Source organism: Corynebacterium sp. CCM 9204, assembly GCF_041357695.1.
Lineage (GTDB): Bacteria > Actinomycetota > Actinomycetes > Mycobacteriales > Mycobacteriaceae > Corynebacterium.
On record NZ_JAUERX010000001.1, the window covers coordinates 57,335 to 76,829 of the forward strand.

The following is a 19,495-nucleotide window of genomic DNA, read 5'->3' on the forward strand; positions in this document are numbered from 1 at the left end:
TACTCGGAATCGAGAAATGAACCTCAGTAAGCGTCAGCTCGTTTCTGACGTTGAATGCTCCGAGCTATTAGCTCTCAAGGCCAATGAACAGCGATGTTCATTGGCCTTTTTCTATAAGAAAGGTCTGATAGATGTCTGAAGAACGTCGCTACCTCGTCGGAATCGACGTTGGGTCCTACTCGGTCGGGATGGTAGCCCTCGCCATTGATGATGCGGGGATGCCCACGGAGTTGCTGAGCGCGGTGTCGCACATTCATGATTCAGGAGTCGACCCCGGCAATCAGCAAGACGCGCTAACCCGGTTGGCGGTGTCTGGAGTCGCTCGTAGAACTCGGAGACTGTTCCGAAAGCGCCGACGTCGTCTCATCCAGTTGGATAAATTCCTGGAAAAACAGGGGTGGCCGGTGTCCGCAATGGAGTCCTATGATGACCCGTACCTTCCGTGGAAAGTGCGGGCAGAACTCGCGGCACGAAAGATCGAGGATCCTGTAGAACTTGGCGAGAAATTATCGATCGCGCTGCGTCACATTGCGCGCCACCGAGGGTGGCGGAACCCCTACTCCAGGGTCTCGTCACTCATGGTCGACGCTTCCCCGAGTAGCGCATTCGAAGAGATCAGGACCACAATCACGAAGACAACCGGAGTGAAGATTCCGGAAACCGCGACCGTTGGACAGATGGTTGCGGCCACGAGCTTCGGGCAACACAAGTTGCGGGGTGAAGGCGGGCTGCTCTGTTCTCGACTACTGCAATCTGACCACGCCCGGGAAATTCGCGAAATCTGCGCCAAGCAAGGAATCGATGGGGTACTGACGCGACAGATCATCGAGAAGGTTTTTGCTGCAGAATCGCCAAAGGGATCGGCATCGGGACGCGTGGGTAAGGATCCTCTCCAGCCTGAAAAAGACCGCGCGTTGAAGGCGTCGGATGCGTTCCAGCGCTATCGGATCGCTGCGCTCATCGGTAACCTTCGGATTCGTACCGACAGCGGGAAAAGGTTGCTCACCCTCGAAGAGCGGAATCTGATCAATGACTATCTTGTGAACCTGAAGCCCAAAGTAGAGGCTGACTGGAATGGCATCGCGGAGATTCTCGGTATTGACCGGGGTGAACTCCTTGGTACTGCGACGATGACTGATGATGGAGAGCGTGCGGGTGCCCGACCACCCGTGCACGATACGAATCGACAGCTCCTCACCTGCCCGGCGAAATCTCTCGCGAATTGGTGGAAAACAGCAGACGAGGCGCATCGGTCAGTGATGCTCAAAGCACTTGCGAAAGGTGAGATGACCGACTTTGACTCCAAAGAAGGAGTTGCGGTCCAAGAGTATTTCACGGCACTTGAAGATTCAGAACAGGAAAAACTAGATAAACTCCATCTCCCCATCGGACGGGCGGCATACTCGGAGGATACGCTCCGGCGCCTCACGAGAGTCATGTTGGAAGAAGGCGTCGACCTATATCAAGCCCGGCTCCGGGAATTCGGGAAAGGGCGAGACTGGAGACCGCCGGCACCGCGGATCGGTGAACCAGTTGGAAATCCGGCAGTTGATCGGGTGCTCAAAACTGTTGCTCGGTGGTTGGAAGCCGCAATTGATACCTGGGGGGAACCCCAGAGCGTGAACATCGAGCATGTTCGAACTGCGTTCACGAGTAAAGCAACAAGCGAGAAAATTGATAAAGACATGCAACGGCGCGCAAGTCGGAACGAACAACTCTATGCAGAATTGCAGGCAAAGCTTGGGAATGGTGAAGATGTTGGGGTTTCGAAGAAAATAGCGTTATGGCGCTATCAGGCTTTCCAAAGGCAAAATGGCAACTGTGCGTACTGTGGATCAGAAATCAAATTCGACAATTTTGAGATGGATCATATTGTGCCGCGTAAAGGGCCAGGTTCGACAAATAAACGAGAAAACCTAGTTGCGGTATGTCGTGAGTGTAACCGATCGAAGAGCAATCTCCCTTTCGCTCAATGGGCGCGGACCAGTGACCGTGAAGGAGTAAGTGTTGAAGAGGTCGTAGAACGCGTCAGGCATTGGATCACGGACCCCGGAATGCGGGAGAAAGATTTTAGGAAATTTAAAGAAGAGGTTTGTAAAAGATTTGAGAGAGAAACGGCTGACGAGGAAATAGATAATCGCTCTATTGAATCAGTTTCATGGATGGCGAACGAACTTCGAGCGCGCATCTGGCAGCGCCTCCATCGTGAAGGGGAGGAATCTGCTCAAGTACGGGTTTATCGGGGCTATCTTACTCATCTAGCACGCAAAGCTGCTGGCATTGAGGAAAAAATTACCCTTATTGATGAAGCCAGTCGCAAACAACAAGATAGGCGTAAAGGTGTTAAGAAACGCCTCGATCGGCGACATCATGTAGTGGATGCCGCAACAATTGCGTTGATGTCCGCTACTATTGCTGAAACTCTCACACAAAGGGATGAACTGCGATATTCCCAAAGGATACGCCGGGAAAAGAAAACGTGGGATAAGTTTAAGGGAGTTGACTCATTTCATCGTAAGAAGTTCGCTGAGTGGGAACTCAAGATGGCGTCAATGGCGGAGATAGTTCAAAACGCATTGGATGAAGACCGAATTGTGGTGATGTCTAATCTTCGGCTCCGTCTTGGAAACGGAGCTGTTCATGAAGCTAAGATTCATCCACTGAAAGAACTAAAAGTTGGAGATGCGATTTCAGTACAAGATATTGATCGTGCCTCTAGTGAAGCACTGTGGTGTGCGCTCACGAGGCATTCGGATTATGATCCCAAAAATGGACTTCCTGAAAACTCGGAAAGAACATTACGAATCCATGGTAGGTATTTGAACTCCGAGGACACGATCACCGTTTTCCCAGTGAAGGCCGCATGCCTTGCAGTGCGTGGAGGATTCGTGAAACTGGGATCGTCTTTCCATCATGCGAGGATCTATCGTTACCCAGTTGGTAAGAAGAGTATCTACGGGGTGATGGGGGTTTATACCGTCGATCTTCAACGCTTTCGAAATCAGGATCTCTTTTCCGTGGATATTCCTTCTCAGTCAGTAACCCTTCGCTATACGGAGAAAAAGCTACGTAGAGCCATTATGGAAGGAACCGCTGAGTACCTGGGGTGGTTGGTTTCGGATGACGAGATGCTCGTAGATACATCGGCTTTCGATAATAAATATTTAGTTGAAACACAAGAAGAAGTTGGAGTAATTAAAAGATGGAAGTTTGTTGGATTTGAGTCGAATACGAAGCTCCTTTTGAGACCTTTGCAATTAAGTGCTGAGGGGCTGGATGAAGGCTCTATATTTGGAGTTCGGGAGATTTTGAAGGCTCGAGGTTGGAGAGTCGCTGTAAACAAATTGTTTGAGCATGGTTCCGTCGCTGTGATCCGTCGAGATGCTCTAGGAAATCCCCGGATGGATAGTGCTGCACATCTGCCTATAACCTGGCAGATTGAGGCGTAGTTCGATGAATCCAGGTTGGCGGGTTCTTGACTTCACGGAATTTAGCGGTCGGATACATTACCGACGGGGCTGTATCCTTGTGCAAAAAGATGGTGAATGTGAAAGAACGTCTGTGCCTCTCACTCAAGTTGCCGTTGTTCTCATCGGAAACCAAACTTCTATCTCTGGTGCTGTCTTGGCGAAACTGAGTGACTATGATATAGCTCTTCTGATTTGCAATTGGTGTGGTGTTCCGGTTGCAGGGGCTATGCCATGGCGGAATCATACTCGTATTGGTGCCCGCCAGCGCGCGCAGGCAGATTTGTCATTACCCAGGCGTAAAAATGCCTGGGCACGGATTATTCGCGCAAAGGTTCTGGGCCAGGCAGCTACAGTTAGACCCTTCTCATCTACTGTGTCTGATAGCCTCTCAGAGCTGGCGAAGGGCGTCCGATCGGGGGATCCAGAAAATGTCGAGGCACATGCGGCGAAACGGTATTGGCAAGGAATTTCACTGCTCTATTCCGAGTTTAGGAGGAATCCTGGAATCGGTGACGGTGGACTTAATGGATGCCTTGACTATGCGTATACCGTTCTACGTGGATACGGAGTTCGTGCCGCCGTTTCAGCGGGTTTATCGGGAACGCTAGCGGTGTTCCACAGAGGTCGTGACAATCCGTATGCGCTTGTAGACGACTTGATTGAGCCCTTCAGGCCTGCTGTAGACGCTCGCGTCCTGAATCTTGGTTCTAACCTTGGTTTTGACGTGAGTTTAGCGGATGTGCGTGCGGGGCTTGTATCCGCAGTTGATGCGAAGTTTGATGAATCTGGCGCTACGATTCCAACCGTACTTACCGCTTTCTGTCAACAGTATGGGCTTTATGTAGAGGGTCAGCGGAAAATGCTGGAGGTACCAACTTGGAGGGGGGAGATCTGTGCCAGCGAAGGGGGCTGATCAGGTGTGGTGTCTGGTTATGTTTGATTTGCCAGTGAAAACGAAGGGGCAACGGACTGCCGCGACGAGATTTCGGAACGAGCTACTTGATATTGGCTTCTGTATGGTGCAGCTCAGTGTCTATGTTCAGTATCTTCCGCTTGCGGCACGGCTGAGCCAGATCGGGACTGCTATCAAGGCTGCCCTACCGTCGGGTGGTGACGTGAGGATTATATGTGTGACCGATACACAGTGGGCGAAGGCCCTACGGTTTTCGAGCGCTGTTGCTGTGAAACCGGAGTCAGAGCCGTCCCAGCTAACGATTTTTTAACACCTGGGGCGGGAATAACTGCAGGTCATCAGTGATTTTTCAGGCATGCTGAAGTGTATCAGGGGTAAGGAGAAATGAACCCCAGTGTGCTGGTCCAGAAAAGGTTCCGCGGGAGAAGTGTATCAGGGGTAAGGAGAAATGAACCCCAGTGAACGCTTTAGCGGTAGCGGACCCCGCCGAAGTGTATCAGGGGTAAGGAGAAATGAACCCCAGTCGGCGCCGTCGCCATGCTCACGAACCCCGAAGTGTATCAGGGGTAAGGAGAAATGAACCCCAGTTTCGCCGGTCGCATGCGGAGACTCGCCGGAAGTGTATCAGGGGTAAGGAGAAATGAACCCCAGTCACGGTCTTGTTCGCCGCGCGCGTGCTGGAAGTGTATCAGGGGTAAGGAGAAATGAACCCCAGTGGGTGCAGCGGCGGGGGGATCTCGCTATGAAGTGTATCAGGGGTAAGGAGAAATGAACCCCAGTGCGGTGAATCGGGATGGGCGCTGGCTGTGAAGTGTATCAGGGGTAAGGAGAAATGAACCCCAGTCCTCGTTCCACTTGTCGGAGATCGCCTTGAAGTGTATCAGGGGTAAGGAGAAATGAACCCCAGTGTGAGCTGTGGGAGGACGTTCGCGCCGAGAAGTGTATCAGGGGTAAGGAGAAATGAACCCCAGTACACTTCGGCGTGTCCGCAGAAACCGCGGAAGTGTATCAGGGGTAAGGAGAAATGAACCCCAGTACGGGGTCGCCGGCGAGGAATCGGCCTAGAAGTGTATCAGGGGTAAGGAGAAATGAACCCCAGTACATCGGGTGTCACTGATCCCGCCGATAGAAGTGTATCAGGGGTAAGGAGAAATGAACCCCAGTTTCGTGCCGTAGTCGATCCCCACCGACAGAAGTGTATCAGGGGTAAGGAGAAATGAACCCCAGTACCGCCACGGACAGGTCGGATACATCGAGAAGTGTATCAGGGGTAAGGAGAAATGAACCCCAGTCCGGTGGTTGAGTTGATCGGGTGCCAGAGAAGTGTATCAGGGGTAAGGAGAAATGAACCCCAGTGCCCGTGAATGAATCCCTAACGCAGCTTGAAGTGTATCAGGGGTAAGGAGAAATGAACCCCAGTGCCAGCTGCACGAGAACCGCGACGAGTTGAAGTGTATCAGGGGTAAGGAGAAATGAACCCCAGTCTATAGCTCTGCGCCTTAAGCCCCCGCGGAAGTGTATCAGGGGTAAGGAGAAATGAACCCCAGTACACTTCGGCGTGTCCGCAGAACCCGCGGAAGTGTATCAGGGGTAAGGAGAAATGAACCCCAGTGCGTGGCGGGTCTTACCACAGCGGTTCTGAAGTGTATCAGGGGTAAGGAGAAATGAACCCCAGTGCTGACAGTCGTGACACGACAGATTGGCGAAGTGTATCAGGGGTAAGGAGAAATGAACCCCAGTCAATGGGCTTGGATGAGGCGATACGTCGGAAGTGTATCAGGGGTAAGGAGAAATGAACCCCAGTCGATTGGGAATGAGATTATCGTCATTGAGAAGTGTATCAGGGGTAAGGAGAAATGAACCCCAGTGCGCGGGGTGCTTTGGTGCCGTCAGCTTGAAGTGTATCAGGGGTAAGGAGAAATGAACCCCAGTCCGTCGTCAGGGGGGGGCAGAGCTATCGAGAAGTGTATCAGGGGTAAGGAGAAATGAACCCCAGTAGGGAGGGGATGGGGGGCCGGGCGGTCGGAAGTGTATCAGGGGTAAGGAGAAATGAACCCCAGTACGGCACAGACGGGATCGGACGCCGCTGGAAGTGTATCAGGGGTAAGGAGAAATGAACCCCAGTACTCCCCACGCCTCCCACATGTCCCGACGAAGTGTATCAGGGGTAAGGAGAAATGAACCCCAGTGTAGGTCTAGTGCAGGTAGTGCGGGCGCGAAGTGTATCAGGGGTAAGGAGAAATGAACCCCAGTACGTCTGGATCGAGAACGCGCCACGGTTGAAGTGTATCAGGGGTAAGGAGAAATGAACCCCAGTGGTTTTCCAGCGCGGCAGCTTCGTCGCTGAAGTGTATCAGGGGTAAGGAGAAATGAACCCCAGTTCGTGGCTGCGGGCGGTTTCGTCGGGCTGAAGTGTATCAGGGGTAAGGAGAAATGAACCCCAGTTAGACCAGGACAGGACCGTCACCGAAGTGAAGTGTATCAGGGGTAAGGAGAAATGAACCCCAGTGCTACAGACCCCCGACGATCTACGGCGCGAAGTGTATCAGGGGTAAGGAGAAATGAACCCCAGTCCGCCGGTGTTGTGTCCGGGGCTGGCTTGAAGTGTATCAGGGGTAAGGAGAAATGAACCCCAGTAACCAGGCTGCGAGGTATTCGGGGGTGCGAAGTGTATCAGGGGTAAGGAGAAATGAACCCCAGTGGGCTGCACGTTCAGAAAGGAACCGAAAGAAGTGTATCAGGGGTAAGGAGAAATGAACCCCAGTGCCTTCTCCGAACCCGAAGCGAATGCGTGAAGTGTATCAGGGGTAAGGAGAAATGAACCCCAGTCTGTCCATCACTCCCCCCTTACTGCGCGGAAGTGTATCAGGGGTAAGGAGAAATGAACCCCAGTTTTCCGATTCTGTTGCGTCCTCTGCGCTGAAGTGTATCAGGGGTAAGGAGAAATGAACCCCAGTGAAACGGATCAAGACCGAGCGTCCCGCCGGAAGTGTATCAGGGGTAAGGAGAAATGAACCCCAGTACGGCGCAGACGGGATCGGACGCCGCCGGAAGTGTATCAGGGGTAAGGAGAAATGAACCCCAGTGCGCGGGCGCGGTGGCGCCACTGCGCGCGAAGTGTATCAGGGGTAAGGAGAAATGAACCCCAGTCCCACGGGGGCCTCACGTACTGCTTCGGGAAGTGTATCAGGGGTAAGGAGAAATGAACCCCAGTAGGGCGGCTGCTCCTTGTTGTGGGCAGAGAAGTGTATCAGGGGTAAGGAGAAATGAACCCCAGTCAGCAGCCGTATTTACGCACTGTCACTAGAAGTGTATCAGGGGTAAGGAGAAATGAACCCCAGTATGCACAAGTTCTCCATGAACAGTCTCCGAAGTGTATCAGGGGTAAGGAGAAATGAACCCCAGTTCGAGCACGTAGTACATGCACTCGACGTGAAGTGTATCAGGGGTAAGGAGAAATGAACCCCAGTTTGCCTCCGGGCGTACCCATTCTCGCCAGAAGTGTATCAGGGGTAATGAGAAATGAACCCCAGTCCTGTCGATACTGTGGAACGGTCGTCGAGAAGTGTATCAGGGGTAATGAGAAATGAATCCCAGCTTCCACGATAGCGCCGTACGCCGTCCAGGAAGTGTATCGGTACGATTAGATATGCGCTCCAGTCTTTCCAGAATTAAAACGTTCTGCTTAGAAAGGTTTTGGGACTGGCTAAATTTGCACCATTTAATGAGCGTTAGATCGTGGGGTGGCTGAACCGTATCTCGAGAAAGAGAAATAAGTGAACTGTAGCGGTGAATTAGTGAGATGGTGCTTCATGTAGAGAAGTTTCTCTCTGCTAGGAGAGTGTGAGCTTGCTATGAAACGATCTCTACTGAGGATTAGAAAAGTCCTGGGGTCGATCGCCGAGAAGGTTGTCGCATATGCCATCTTCGACAAGCTTCTTTAAGGATCACGTTTCATCCGGGTTTCGCCCAATGTAAGCGGATAAGCCAGCTCCTGTTGGGCAGCGGTGAGCTCGCCCTCCCGAAAGTCGTCGGTTTGTGGGTCTGTGCTTAGTGCTAACCCTGCGCCACCGAGAACAGGTAGGCCACTAGCATCCGCTTGATTTCTCTGACTGTGTAGTCGAAGCGGCTGTCGTCGATGCGGGGGTCGCGGACGGCGAAGTTGAGTAGGGAGCTGGCTGTGTGGACGAGGAGCGCGGCGAGTTCTCGGCGTTGTTCTTCACTGGCGTGGCTTGCCAGTGGGCGCATGGCCTCGGCGATGATGTCGAGGACTTCGGATTCGGTGGCGGCTGCTGTGGCGCGGGTTGCCGGGGTTGACTGGATGGCGTGCCATACTGCCCGGCGGGAGGGGTCGTCGTGCCAGAGTTTCGACACGTGTTCGATGAATTCGTCGAGGAATTCGGGCCACTGGAGTGCCGGGACTTGGTGTGCGAACGTGTCCAACTCGGCGACGACTCCGGCAGTGTCCTGGCGGTCTAGTTCGCAGATGAGGACGTACTTGTTGGCGAAGAACTGGTAGAGCGTACCGATGGGTACCTCTGCTCGGCGGGCGACTTCGTCGAAGGTGAAGGACTCGAATCCGACGTCGACTAGGACGCTCCGCGCAGCCGAGAGAATACGCTCGAATCGTTCACGGGACCGTTGCTGTGCGGGGCGGCGTCGTGGAACGAGGATCTCCGTGGAGTTCTGGTCCTGCGGGGGAGTGGAGGCTCTGGACGTCATCGGGCGGCAGGTCAGAGGTTCCGCAGAACGCGGGCAACGTGTCCCGTGGCACGAACGTTGTACTGTGCCGACTCGATCATGCCGTCGGCGTCGATGATGATCGTTGAACGGGTGACGCCCTGGACGATGCGACCGTAGTTCTTCTTTTCTCCCCACGTACCCCATGCCGCCATGGTGTTCTTTGATTCATCGGAGAGGAGAGTGAACGTCAGCCCCTCCTTCTCGTGGAAGGCCGCGAGATCCTCGACCGAATCGGGGGAGACACCAAGAACCGTGATCCCTGCGTCGGAGAAATCAGATAGATTATCCCGGAAATCACACGCTTCCTTGGTGCAACCAGGGGTTCCCGCCTTCGGGTAGAAGTAGACCAGTACCCGCTGGCCGACGAAATCCTTCAGGGAAACCGTCTTGCCAGTGTGGTCCGGAAGAGTCAGTTCCGGTGCTGTATCGCCGGGTTCCAGCCGTCGGGGAGCCGCTGGCGTGTTCGCGGCGGAAGGGGAGGGTGTAGACATGAACCACACCTTACCTGGGCCCGCCGGAGACGTTAATAACCCTTTTGTTGTCACCTTTTGTCGTGGTGTCGGCATCCGGGTGGTGTCGCAGGTGCGCATCACCCCTCCCATGAACTACCGTTGGAGTTATCAGTAAGTCTGACCACCACAATTTAAACCGGGAGTTCATCCGTGGCACGTGACATCGAAGATATCCAGCGCGAACTGGACCGCACCCGTAGGCAGTTCGCCTCCACCCTGGACCAGCTCGCGGAGCGTACCCGTCCGGAGAATATCGTGGATGATGCGAAGCGTTCCTTCACCGACAAGCTGAATGACCCGAAGGTCCAGAAGGTCCTCGCCGGTGTCGCCGGTGCGGTTGTTCTCGTCGTCGGCTTTGGGGTCTACCGTTCACGCAGGAAGAGCAATGACCTCAAGGAACTGCAGCGTATGCTCTCCGAGCGGCTCTCCTAGAGTTCTTTTTCAGGCGCAGGAAGGTGTCCACCCCGATCATTTCCAGGGGTGGGCACCTTTTTCTGTCGGGTCACTGATTCTCCGTTGCGTTGCCTGCTTTCCAGGTTTCCCACGGGATATTCCAATCGCCCAGGCCGTCCCAGCCGGAGAGCGGGCCTCCCTGCGTGTTTCTGACGATGACGACGTCGCCACGCTTGACGGTGTTCTGGAACCACTGCGCATTATCCGTCGAGACGTTCAGGCACCCGTGGGACACGTTCTGGCTGCCCTGCGCCCACACGGACCACGGGGCGGCGTGGACGTAGATGCCGGAATAACTCATCTGTGTCGCGTACTTCACGTTCGTTCGGTAGCCGTCAGGGTCGTCCACCGGTGTTCCGTACGTGGATGAGTCCATGACCAAGTCCGGGTACTGGTCGCCGATGATGTAGGTGCCGTTCGGGGTGGGGAAACGGGGTGATCCCATCGAGATCGGGATGTTCCTGAGCACCTCGCCGTTTCTGGTGACCTGCAACTGTTTTGTATTGTCGTCGGCGTAGGCGATGACGGAGTCCCCGATTGTGAAGCTTGTGGCGTTGTCGGACGCCCCCCAGATACCACCGCCGAGCTCTTTACCGTAAATGTCGGCCTTGACGGTCACGTTGGTGCCCGGTACCCAGAATTCTTCAGGGCGCCAGCGCACCTCGCGGTTGTTGAGCCAGTAGAAGGCGCCCTCGACAGGCGGATCCGTGGTCACTTCCAAGGCATCCTCGGCAGCCTGTCGATCCGGAATGTTCATGCCGAAGCGGAATGCGATCGTCTGTCCGATGCCCACGGTCGAGCCTTCGATCGGGGACAGTGCGACGGTGGATGTTTGTGCGGGTTGGGCTGTGCTGAATGTGGTGGTCCGCTTTGCGCCGTTCGAACCGGTAGCGGTGATTGTGTAGGTGCGGTAGTAGCCGAGAACCTCTGCGGTTTCCCAGGTCTTCCCGTCCTCGGAAAGCGTGGACTCGACCTCGTAGCCGTCCTCGTTGGTCATCACGACCTTCTTCAGCGTTCCCTCGATCGCTTTGACGATGACGGGTTCCTTCGGATTGATGCCCGTCGCATCGTCTGGGACGCTCACCACAGGTTTCATGGGCTCAGGGGCAGGTGTCGACGTGCCTGCCGATCCGTTCGCCCCATCCCCTGCAGTATCGGAACCGGATCCTACCGTGCAGGAAGTGAGGAGTCCTGCAGCCGCGACCACAGCCAGAACGCTGGACAGACGGCCGAGGTTAGGTAGGTGCATGCTGAAGGTCATTGTTCTCCATGGTCGTTTACGTTTCTGCACGGCGTGCTTCCCGATCAGGTGTCGTGGAAGTCGCTGGGGTTACGCCGTCGGGTGAAGCTTGGCGTTGACGAGATCGCGATACAACCAGCTTACTTCCTGGGGCGTACCGTATTAGGCATCTCTCGGACGTTTGTTCTGGAGCTGTGACCTTGAAACGTCTTCTCCGCAGATGTCCGGTTGTGGCTTCCACGCCCGCGTCTCAGGGCATTTGAGACATGATCCGCAGCGCCTGAAAACTGGTGGCTTCCGTGCCCGCGTCTCAGGGCGGTGCGATGGGTGCAGGGAACCCAAGATGGCTTATGACCTGCTGATTTTACAATCATTCGGACCACTTGTAATGTGTTTATTCGTTGCCGGGAAAGAAAAGACCGCAGCAGCAAGCGCCATTAGCTCAATTGGCAGAGCAGCTGACTCTTAATCAGCGGGTTTGGGGTTCGAGTCCCTGATGGCGCACCACGTTAAACAGGCCGGAGTTTGCTCTCCGGCCTGTTTTCTTTTCCCCTGATTGTGGTTACCCGAACGGGGTTGGGACGGGCCCGCAGTGGCCCAGGGGAATCAGGCGTCATACTCACTGACATCGTACTGTGCGGTGAGGTATCACCGCAGGAAGGCGGTCTCATCATGCCACTCTTTCCCGATCTGCTGCTGGACCGTCCCATCTCCGTGGAGCTGGCGATGCAGATCGCCGGCGACGCGGCCGAGCGGGTTCGTGGTACGACCCGCCCCAACCCGCCCGTGGGCTGTGTGATCCTCGACACCGCGGGAGTGCCCCGTGCAGTTGCAGCCACCGAGCCCGCTGGTGGCCCCCACGCGGAGGCGCAGGTGATCGCCGCCGCCGGTGAACAGATCAGAGGCGGGCATGCCGTGGTCACCCTCGAACCGTGCCACCATCAGGGACGCACACCGCCATGTACAGGGGCCCTCGTACAAGCTGGTGTGGCAGCACTGACCTTCGCGGTCACCGACCCGAACCCCGTTGCTGCGGGTGGTGCGGACTGGCTGGCATCGCAGGGCCTGGCTGTCACCCGTGGCCTTCTCGCCAAAGCTACGGCGGATGCGGCGCTCCGTCCCTGGCTGCATGTGCAGGCCACGGGACGCCCCCACTTCACGCTGAAAACGGCGGCGACCGTGGACGGCCGCGCGGCCGCCACAGACGGGACATCGCAGTGGATCACCGGCCCAGAGTCCCGGTGGCGGGTGCACGGTGATCGCTCTCGACGTGATGCCATCATCGTCGGCACCGGCACAGTCCACGCCGATGATCCCCGACTGACAGCTCGTGGCGCCGACGGCACACCGCTCGGAAACCAGCCGCTCCGCGTCGTCGTCGGGCGCAGCGATGTACCGCAGGACGCCGCGATCCGGGCAGGCGCAGGAGGCTTCCTCCACCTGCGCACCAGGGATCTCACGGAGGTGGTCGCCGCGCTCGCGGAACGCGAAATCATGGACGTGCTCATCGAGGGCGGTCCGCGACTCGCCGGCGCGTTCCTCCGGGCCGACCTGGTTGATGCAATCGAGTCCTACATCGCCCCGGCCGTGCTCGGTGCCGGAACCGCGGCCGTCGACACCGGCGCTGCAAATACCATCGCAGAGATGACCCGCTTCCGAACCATCCGGGTAGATCGCCTGGGGGATGACGTGTTGATCCGTGCGCTACGAGGGGCATCCGACTGAACCAGAGACTGCGGGGGTTACGCTGGTGACCATGTTTACAGGGATCATCGAGGAGGTCGGCCACATTGCGGGAATCACTCCCGACGGTGATGTGATCCGTCTCTCAGTTAGATGTACGGACGTTGTCAAAGATGCCGCTGAAGGCGACTCCATCGCCGTAAACGGAGTATGCCTGACCGTCGCACAACTCGACGGCAACGGATTCAGTGCCGACGTCATGCCGGAAACCCTTCGCCGTTCCTCACTCGGAACCCTCGAACCCGGCGACACCGTCAACCTCGAACGCGCGCTCGCCGTCACCGGCCGTCTCGGCGGGCACATCGTCCAGGGGCACGTCGACGCCACCGGCGAACTCATCAGCCGCACACCCGGCGAGCGTTGGGAGATCCTCCGCATCTCCCTGCCTGCACAGATCGCCCGCTACGTGGTGGAGAAGGGCTCCATCGCCGTTGACGGCACCTCCCTCACCGTCTCCGCCGTTGACGAGGACTGGTTCGAGGTCAGCCTCATCCCCACCACACTCGACAGCACCATCCTCGGCAGGCTCACCCCCGGTGCCATCGTCAATCTGGAGGTGGACGTGCTGGCGAAGTACGTCGAGAAGCTGCTCCGCCGTGAGGGGCCGAAACAATGACCGGGTTCGACACCGTTGAACGCGCGATCTCAGACATCCGAGCAGGCAAAGCCATAGTTGTCGTGGACGATGAGGACCGGGAGAACGAAGGCGACATCATTTTCGCCGCAGACCGCGCCACCCCGGAACTACTCGCCTTCATGGTCCGCTACTCATCCGGCTACGTCTGCGCCGCACTCACCGGAACCGACTGCGACCGCCTCGGGCTACCCCCCATGGTCGCCCGCAACGAGGACGCCCGCGGCACCGCCTACACCGTCACCGTGGATGCCGCGACCGGAACCACCGGTATCTCCGCCACTGACCGCGCCCGCACCATCCGTCGGCTAGCGGACCCCACCACCACTCGAGTGGATTTCACCCGCCCCGGCCACGTCGTTCCCCTCCGCGCACGGGACGGGGGAGTGCTCACCCGGGCCGGACACACCGAAGCCGCAGTGGACCTCGCCCGACTCGCCGGACTACGGCCCGCCGGTGTGCTCTGCGAAGTCGTGTCCGAAAAAGACCCGACCGGCATGGCACGTACCCCTGAACTACGGGAATTCTGCGACACCCACGACCTCCCCCTGATCTCCATCGAGCAGTTGATCGAATACCGGCGCCGCAACGAAATCCTCGTCGAGAAAGTCGCCGTCACCCGGATGCCCACCGACTTCGGCGAATTCACCGCCCACGGATACCGCAGCCTCATCGACGGAATCGAACACGTCGCCCTCGTCGCGGGAAATATCGATGACAATGGGGGAGAAGACGTCCTCGTCCGAGTCCACTCCGAATGCCTCACCGGAGACGTCTTCGCCTCCCGACGCTGTGACTGCGGCCAACAACTCCACGCCTCCATGCGGATGATCCAGGAAGCCGGCCGCGGCATCCTGCTCTACATGCGGGGACACGAAGGACGCGGCATCGGCCTGCTGCACAAACTCGAGGCCTACCAACTCCAGGACTCCGGAGCGGATACCGTCGACGCCAACCTCGCCCTCGGCCTCCCCACCGACGCCCGCGAATACGGTACCGGGGCCCAGATCCTGAGGGACCTCGGCGTCCGGTCAATGGCACTCCTCACCAACAATCCCACCAAACGCAGCGGACTCGGTGGCTACGGACTCCAACTCGCCCGCCGAGTCCCCGTACCCGTCGACGTCAATGACGACAACCTGCGCTATCTGCAGACCAAACGCGACCGGATGGGTCACGACCTACCCTGGCTCGACGAGCACATCAACCGCACGGCACAACTCGACGAGGAGAAACAATGAGTGGAGCAGGACTGCCCGAAATCGACGTCCCGGACGGGACAGGCCTCACCGTAGCCATCGTCACCTCCCGCTGGAACGAAGACATCACGGGCAAACTCCAGGAAGAAGCACTGGCAGCCGCCGCTGAAACCGGGGCGACCGCCCGCGCATACGTCGTCGTCGGCGCCCTGGAAATACCCGTTGTCGCCCAGGCCCTCGCTACCAAAGTGGACGCCGTCGTCGCCCTCGGATGCGTCATTCGCGGCGGGACACCCCACTTCGACTACGTTTGCGACGCCGTCACCGCAGGACTCACCCGCATCACCCTCGACACCGGCACACCCATCGGCAACGGTGTCCTCACCTGCGACACCCACGAACAAGCGGTCGCTCGCTCCGGCGTGGAAGGCGCAACCGAAAACAAAGGTCGGGATGCGATGATCGCCGCTATCCATACCGCCGACCTCCTACGAAAAATCAACAGCTACCCCGAAACGTCAGCCACATAATCATCTGAACTCCCGGCGCCCACCGACAGGGGAACGGTGCCCATGCAGGTCGATGCAACCGACCTACACTGTGAATCAACGGCAACCAGGTCCACCCGAAAGCGAGACAACAGCATGCGCGCACTCGTCATCGTCGACGTCCAAAACGACTTCTGCCCCGGAGGAGCCCTGGGAACAGAGCGCGGAAACATCGTCGCCGAACAGATCGCCCGCCTCCAACGGGACCCCGACAACGGATACGACGTGATCGTCGCAACGCAGGACTGGCACATCGACCCCGGAACACACTTCTCCGACAACCCCGACTACATCGACTCCTGGCCCGTGCACTGCGTCGTCGGAACCGGAGGAGCCGACTTCCACCCCGCCATCGACGAAGAAACCCTGCACCAGATCTTCCGGAAAGGCGAATACACCGCCGCGTACTCCGGCTTCGAAGGACACGCCGCCACCGACGACAACACCACCATGGCCGAGTGGCTCCGCGACAAAGGAATCACAGACCTCGATATCACCGGTATAGCCACCGACTACTGCGTCAAAGCCACCGTCCTCGACGCCCTCAAAGAAGGATTCACCGTGCGGGTACTCACCGACCTCTGTTCACCCGTACACCCCGACACCGAAGCGCAAGCACTCACCGACATGAAAAACTCCGGAGCCGAGATCGTGTAGTGCCGCCTCACCTGAGAACGGACGACACCGGACCCGTATCAGCGGGGAACCCGAGAAACCGGGACGACCACGGCACACGCGCATCCTTGCGGCCTGGAACATGGTGTCCTCGAACAAGGAGGCCTGCGCCGAGCCTTCAGCTCTCCATCGCGATTACACGCATCGTTGTCAACGAGACACCCACAATCAGGGTGGCGGAGAAACCAGACGTGCGGGACAAGAAAAACCAAGTGAAGGTAAACTGGCACCCGGGACACTATTTCCGCTGGTAAAAAAGCGTTGTCCCCGCCTGTGCGGGGATGGTCCCTGCCGCCGAACTGGTTCTTCGATAAATCCGACGTTGTCCCCGCCTGTGCGGGGATGGTCCCCGGCGGTCGGCTGATGATCGGTGATCGGATCGGTTGTCCCCGCCTGTGCGGGGATGGTCCCCATATGCTGACCCCCGGCGGAACATCACTGTAGTTGTCCCCGCCTGTGCGGGGATGGTCCCCAGTCCGGCGGCAGTTTCCAGGCTCGGGCGAGGTTGTCCCCGCCTGTGCGGGGATGGTCCCTCATAGACGCACTCGAAAACGCGATCACCTGGGTTGTCCCCGCCTGTGCGGGGATGGTCCCTAGGGACAGATCACGGACACCACCGGCAAGGTGTTGTCCCCGCCTGTGCGGGGATGGTCCCCAGGTGCTCATGTCCAGCCTTAAACCGCTGATGTTGTCCCCGCCTGTGCGGGGATGGTCCCCTCCTGCGACCTGTGCCGATATATACGACGATGTTGTCCCCGCCTGTGCGGGGATGGTCCCACCCCAAACCGGGAACCGAAACCCGCAAAACCGTTGTCCCCGCCTGTGCGGGGATGGTCCCCACGACACGCCGTTTACCCTCCTTCCTGCATTGTTGTCCCCGCCTGTGCGGGGATGGTCCCCCCGAGCCGGTGTACAGGCGCTTCAGTGCCGAGTTGTCCCCGCCTGTGCGGGGATGGTCCCAAGGGCACGAAGCAGGCAAATCTGCTGGCTGCGTTGTCCCCGCCTGTGCGGGGATGGTCCCCCCACTCGGCGGGGTCAGGTTGGTGCGCTGTTGTTGTCCCCGCCTGTGCGGGGATGGTCCCATCATGGCGAGGTCGGGATCATGGCGTGAAACGTTGTCCCCGCCTGTGCGGGGATGGTCCCTCATCGGCCCAAATGAGATTGTGGCGCTCACCGTTGTCCCCGCCTGTGCGGGGATGGTCCCCGCAGGGAGGACTACCGGGGTCGGATGATTTTGTTGTCCCCGCCTGTGCGGGGATGGTCCCCGAGTCTGTCCGGTCTTTGTGGCTCCATATCGGTTGTCCCCGCCTGTGCGGGGATGGTCCCGCGCCAGCGCGCTCGATAAGACCGATGGCCTTGTTGTCCCCGCCTGTGCGGGGATGGTCCGCGAAGCAGACGAGGAAGCGAAGCAGACGAGGAGTTGTCCCCGCCTGTGCGGGGATGGTCCCTGACTGCCGACCGCCGTGTTTCCCGATCATGCGTTGTCCCCGCCTGTGCGGGGATGGTCCCGTCTGAAGAATCAACTTTGCCACCGAGAGCATGTTGTCCCCGCCTGTGCGGGGATGGTCCCAAGCTACGAGCGGCGGCTAACCCCTCCGCAGGGTTGTCCCCGCCTGTGCGGGGATGGTCCCAAATGCCACATGATTCGGATACACCGGCTCTGGTTGTCCCCGCCTGTGCGGGGATGGTCCCACCGCGCCGCTGTACGTGGGATCTGGGAAAAGGTTGTCCCCGCCTGTGCGGGGATGGTCCCTCGGCTGAGGTGCGGAAGAAGATCGACACGAAGTTGTCCCCGCCTGTGCGGGGATGGTCCCGTGACGGGCTGCTCATCACCGCGTGAGCGGGTGTTGTCCCCGCCTGTGCGGGGATGGTCCTGGCGGGAACGCGCAATCGCCGAGGATCAGCAGGTTGTCCCCGCCTGTGCGGGGATGGTCCCGTCTACGCGCATGTGCTCGGGAATGACGACGCGTTGTCCCCGCCTGTGCGGGGATGGTCCCCCCCGATGGCTGGCAAATCCGCACTGCTGTCGTTGTCCCCGCCTGTGCGGGGATGGTCCCATCTCCGGTGCAAACGAGCGGGATGTCCAGCTGTTGTCCCCGCCTGTGCGGGGATGGTCCCTCGGGCCGGTGTACGTTTCACGCCATGATCCCGTTGTCCCCGCCTGTGCGGGGATGGTCCCTCCGACGGGGGGAGCTGCGCGTGAGCCGCGATGTTGTCCCCGCCTGTGCGGGGATGGTCCAGGCATCAAAACCTCACAAACGGAGCGGGGGCGGGTTGTCCCCGCCTGTGCGGGGATGGTCCCTCTCGCAGAGTGGCGGGTATCCGGGAACGTGAGTTGTCCCCGCCTGTGCGGGGATGGTCCCCCCACGGTTCCCCCTTTCTAGACGATCAGCAGGTTGTCCCCGCCTGTGCGGGGATGGTCCCCGTTCGCCTTTGGGCACTTAGAACGGGTGTTCGTTGTCCCCGCCTGTGCGGGGATGGTCCCATTGCAGAAAATGGCCGATGGAGCGATGGGGAGTTGTCCCCGCCTGTGCGGGGATGGTCCCAGCCTCGGAAGCTGCGTCAACGCCACCCCCACGTTGTCCCCGCCTGTGCGGGGATGGTCCCATACTGAGAGGCCGCCGAAACCCCTGGCGGCAGTTGTCCCCGCCTGTGCGGGGATGGTCCCAACAAGAAAGCGATGATGTAGCACCACGTGAAGTTGTCCCCGCCTGTGCGGGGATGGTCCCGATACACGCCGAACCCGCGCTGTAATCATCGGGTTGTCCCCGCCTGTGCGGGGATGGTCCCTGACCCTATCGAGCGATACGGCGTGTCGATTAGTTGTCCCCGCCTGTGCGGGGATGGTCCCAGCTTCGTCGTACGCTCCGTGAGGCCGGTGAAGTTGTCCCCGCCTGTGCGGGGATGGTCCCCGGTGTGTCCGGCGACGCCCGGCTGGAATCCGGTTGTCCCCGCCTGTGCGGGGATGGTCCCCGTATGCTGACCCCCGGCGGAACATCACTGTAGTTGTCCCCGCCTGTGCGGGGATGGTCCCAAAAAGGACGGCGCAAAAGTCGCAGGAAACGTGTTGTCCCCGCCTGTGCGGGGATGGTCCCGTTCGTGACCTGCATCCTAGTGATGACACTATGTTGTCCCCGCCTGTGCGGGGATGGTCCTTGATTCAATCTCCGCGAGCGCCGCCCGGAAGTGTTGTCCCCGCCTGTGCGGGGATGGTCCCTGCGCGTACCCCTGCGCTCCAGCTACCGACGTGTTGTCCCCGCCTGTGCGGGGATGGTCCCTCGACCATGGCGATTCCCTTCGGATGAGTCGTGTTGTCCCCGCCTGTGCGGGGATGGTCCCTATCTAGAGCTTCAGCCGTTCGACAG

The 19,495-nt window shown here is 58.6% G+C and carries 12 protein-coding genes, 1 tRNA gene and 2 CRISPR repeat arrays (1 of these 15 only partly in view); of the genes, 10 read left to right on the forward strand and 3 right to left on the reverse strand.

The features are described 5' to 3' along the window. Window positions 1-131: 131 nt before the first annotated feature. Genes cas9 through cas2 form a run of 3 tightly spaced genes read left to right on the forward strand, consistent with a single transcriptional unit; the run spans window position 132 to window position 4,693 of the window. Window positions 132-3,449, forward strand: coding sequence for a type II CRISPR RNA-guided endonuclease Cas9 (gene cas9 / locus QWU43_RS00270; protein ID WP_370916846.1), 3,318 nt, complete (start codon window positions 132-134; stop codon window positions 3,447-3,449). A gap of 4 nt (window positions 3,450-3,453) precedes the next feature. Then, entirely contained in the window at window positions 3,454-4,383 is a 930-nt protein-coding gene (gene cas1 / locus QWU43_RS00275; RefSeq protein WP_370916847.1) for a type II CRISPR-associated endonuclease Cas1, read from the forward strand. A gap of 19 nt (window positions 4,384-4,402) precedes the next feature. Then, the gene (gene cas2 / locus QWU43_RS00280; RefSeq protein ID WP_370916848.1) at window positions 4,403-4,693 is read left to right on the forward strand and encodes a CRISPR-associated endonuclease Cas2; all 291 of its coding nucleotides are present in this window, start codon (window positions 4,403-4,405) and stop codon (window positions 4,691-4,693) included. A 50-nt stretch (window positions 4,694-4,743) separates the two neighbouring features. Continuing rightward, window positions 4,744-7,981: direct repeats of the CRISPR family, unit length 36 nt; unit sequence GAAGTGTATCAGGGGTAAGGAGAAATGAACCCCAGT. 458 nt (window positions 7,982-8,439) lie between these two features. Here the strand turns inward: cas2 and QWU43_RS00285 are convergent. Beyond that, a complete protein-coding gene (locus QWU43_RS00285) occupies window positions 8,440-9,105 on the reverse strand; it encodes a TetR family transcriptional regulator (RefSeq protein WP_370915634.1) in 666 nt (221 codons plus the stop codon). Between the two features lie 11 nt (window positions 9,106-9,116). After that, complete coding sequence (bcp, locus tag QWU43_RS00290) at window positions 9,117-9,617, reverse strand: thioredoxin-dependent thiol peroxidase (protein ID WP_370915635.1); 501 nt, start codon at window positions 9,615-9,617, stop codon at window positions 9,117-9,119. A gap of 171 nt (window positions 9,618-9,788) precedes the next feature. Here bcp and QWU43_RS00295 point away from each other — a divergent pair, with 171 nt between their 5' ends. Further along, on the forward strand, window positions 9,789-10,070 hold the full coding sequence (locus QWU43_RS00295; RefSeq protein ID WP_370915636.1) for a DUF3618 domain-containing protein: 282 nt from the start codon (window positions 9,789-9,791) through the stop codon (window positions 10,068-10,070). A gap of 70 nt (window positions 10,071-10,140) precedes the next feature. On the opposite strand, the gene QWU43_RS00300 is transcribed toward QWU43_RS00295, so the two are convergent. Then, a complete protein-coding gene (locus tag QWU43_RS00300) occupies window positions 10,141-11,352 on the reverse strand; it encodes an Ig-like domain-containing protein (protein WP_370916849.1) in 1,212 nt (403 codons plus the stop codon). A 410-nt stretch (window positions 11,353-11,762) separates the two neighbouring features. Between QWU43_RS00300 and QWU43_RS00305 the strand changes: the two genes are divergently transcribed. From QWU43_RS00305 to QWU43_RS00330, 6 genes are all read left to right on the forward strand, one after another. Then, a tRNA-Lys gene (locus QWU43_RS00305) sits at window positions 11,763-11,838 on the forward strand. Between the two features lie 165 nt (window positions 11,839-12,003). Continuing rightward, window positions 12,004-13,056: a bifunctional diaminohydroxyphosphoribosylaminopyrimidine deaminase/5-amino-6-(5-phosphoribosylamino)uracil reductase RibD gene (ribD, locus tag QWU43_RS00310; protein ID WP_370916850.1), complete on the forward strand. Its 1,053-nt coding sequence runs from the start codon at window positions 12,004-12,006 to the stop codon at window positions 13,054-13,056. A gap of 31 nt (window positions 13,057-13,087) precedes the next feature. Beyond that, complete coding sequence (locus tag QWU43_RS00315) at window positions 13,088-13,690, forward strand: riboflavin synthase (protein ID WP_370915639.1); 603 nt, start codon at window positions 13,088-13,090, stop codon at window positions 13,688-13,690. Then, window positions 13,687-14,949, forward strand: coding sequence for a bifunctional 3,4-dihydroxy-2-butanone-4-phosphate synthase/GTP cyclohydrolase II (locus QWU43_RS00320; RefSeq protein ID WP_370915640.1), 1,263 nt, complete (start codon window positions 13,687-13,689; stop codon window positions 14,947-14,949). The genes QWU43_RS00315 and QWU43_RS00320 overlap by 4 nt, the downstream gene beginning before the upstream one ends. Beyond that, entirely contained in the window at window positions 14,946-15,437 is a 492-nt protein-coding gene (gene ribH / locus QWU43_RS00325; protein ID WP_370915641.1) for a 6,7-dimethyl-8-ribityllumazine synthase, read from the forward strand. The genes QWU43_RS00320 and ribH overlap by 4 nt, the downstream gene beginning before the upstream one ends. 114 nt (window positions 15,438-15,551) lie before the next feature. After that, on the forward strand, window positions 15,552-16,112 hold the full coding sequence (locus QWU43_RS00330) for a nicotinamidase (protein WP_370915642.1): 561 nt from the start codon (window positions 15,552-15,554) through the stop codon (window positions 16,110-16,112). 278 nt (window positions 16,113-16,390) lie between these two features. Further along, window positions 16,391-19,495: direct repeats of the CRISPR family, unit length 29 nt; unit sequence GTTGTCCCCGCCTGTGCGGGGATGGTCCC (it continues 1,743 nt past the right edge of the window).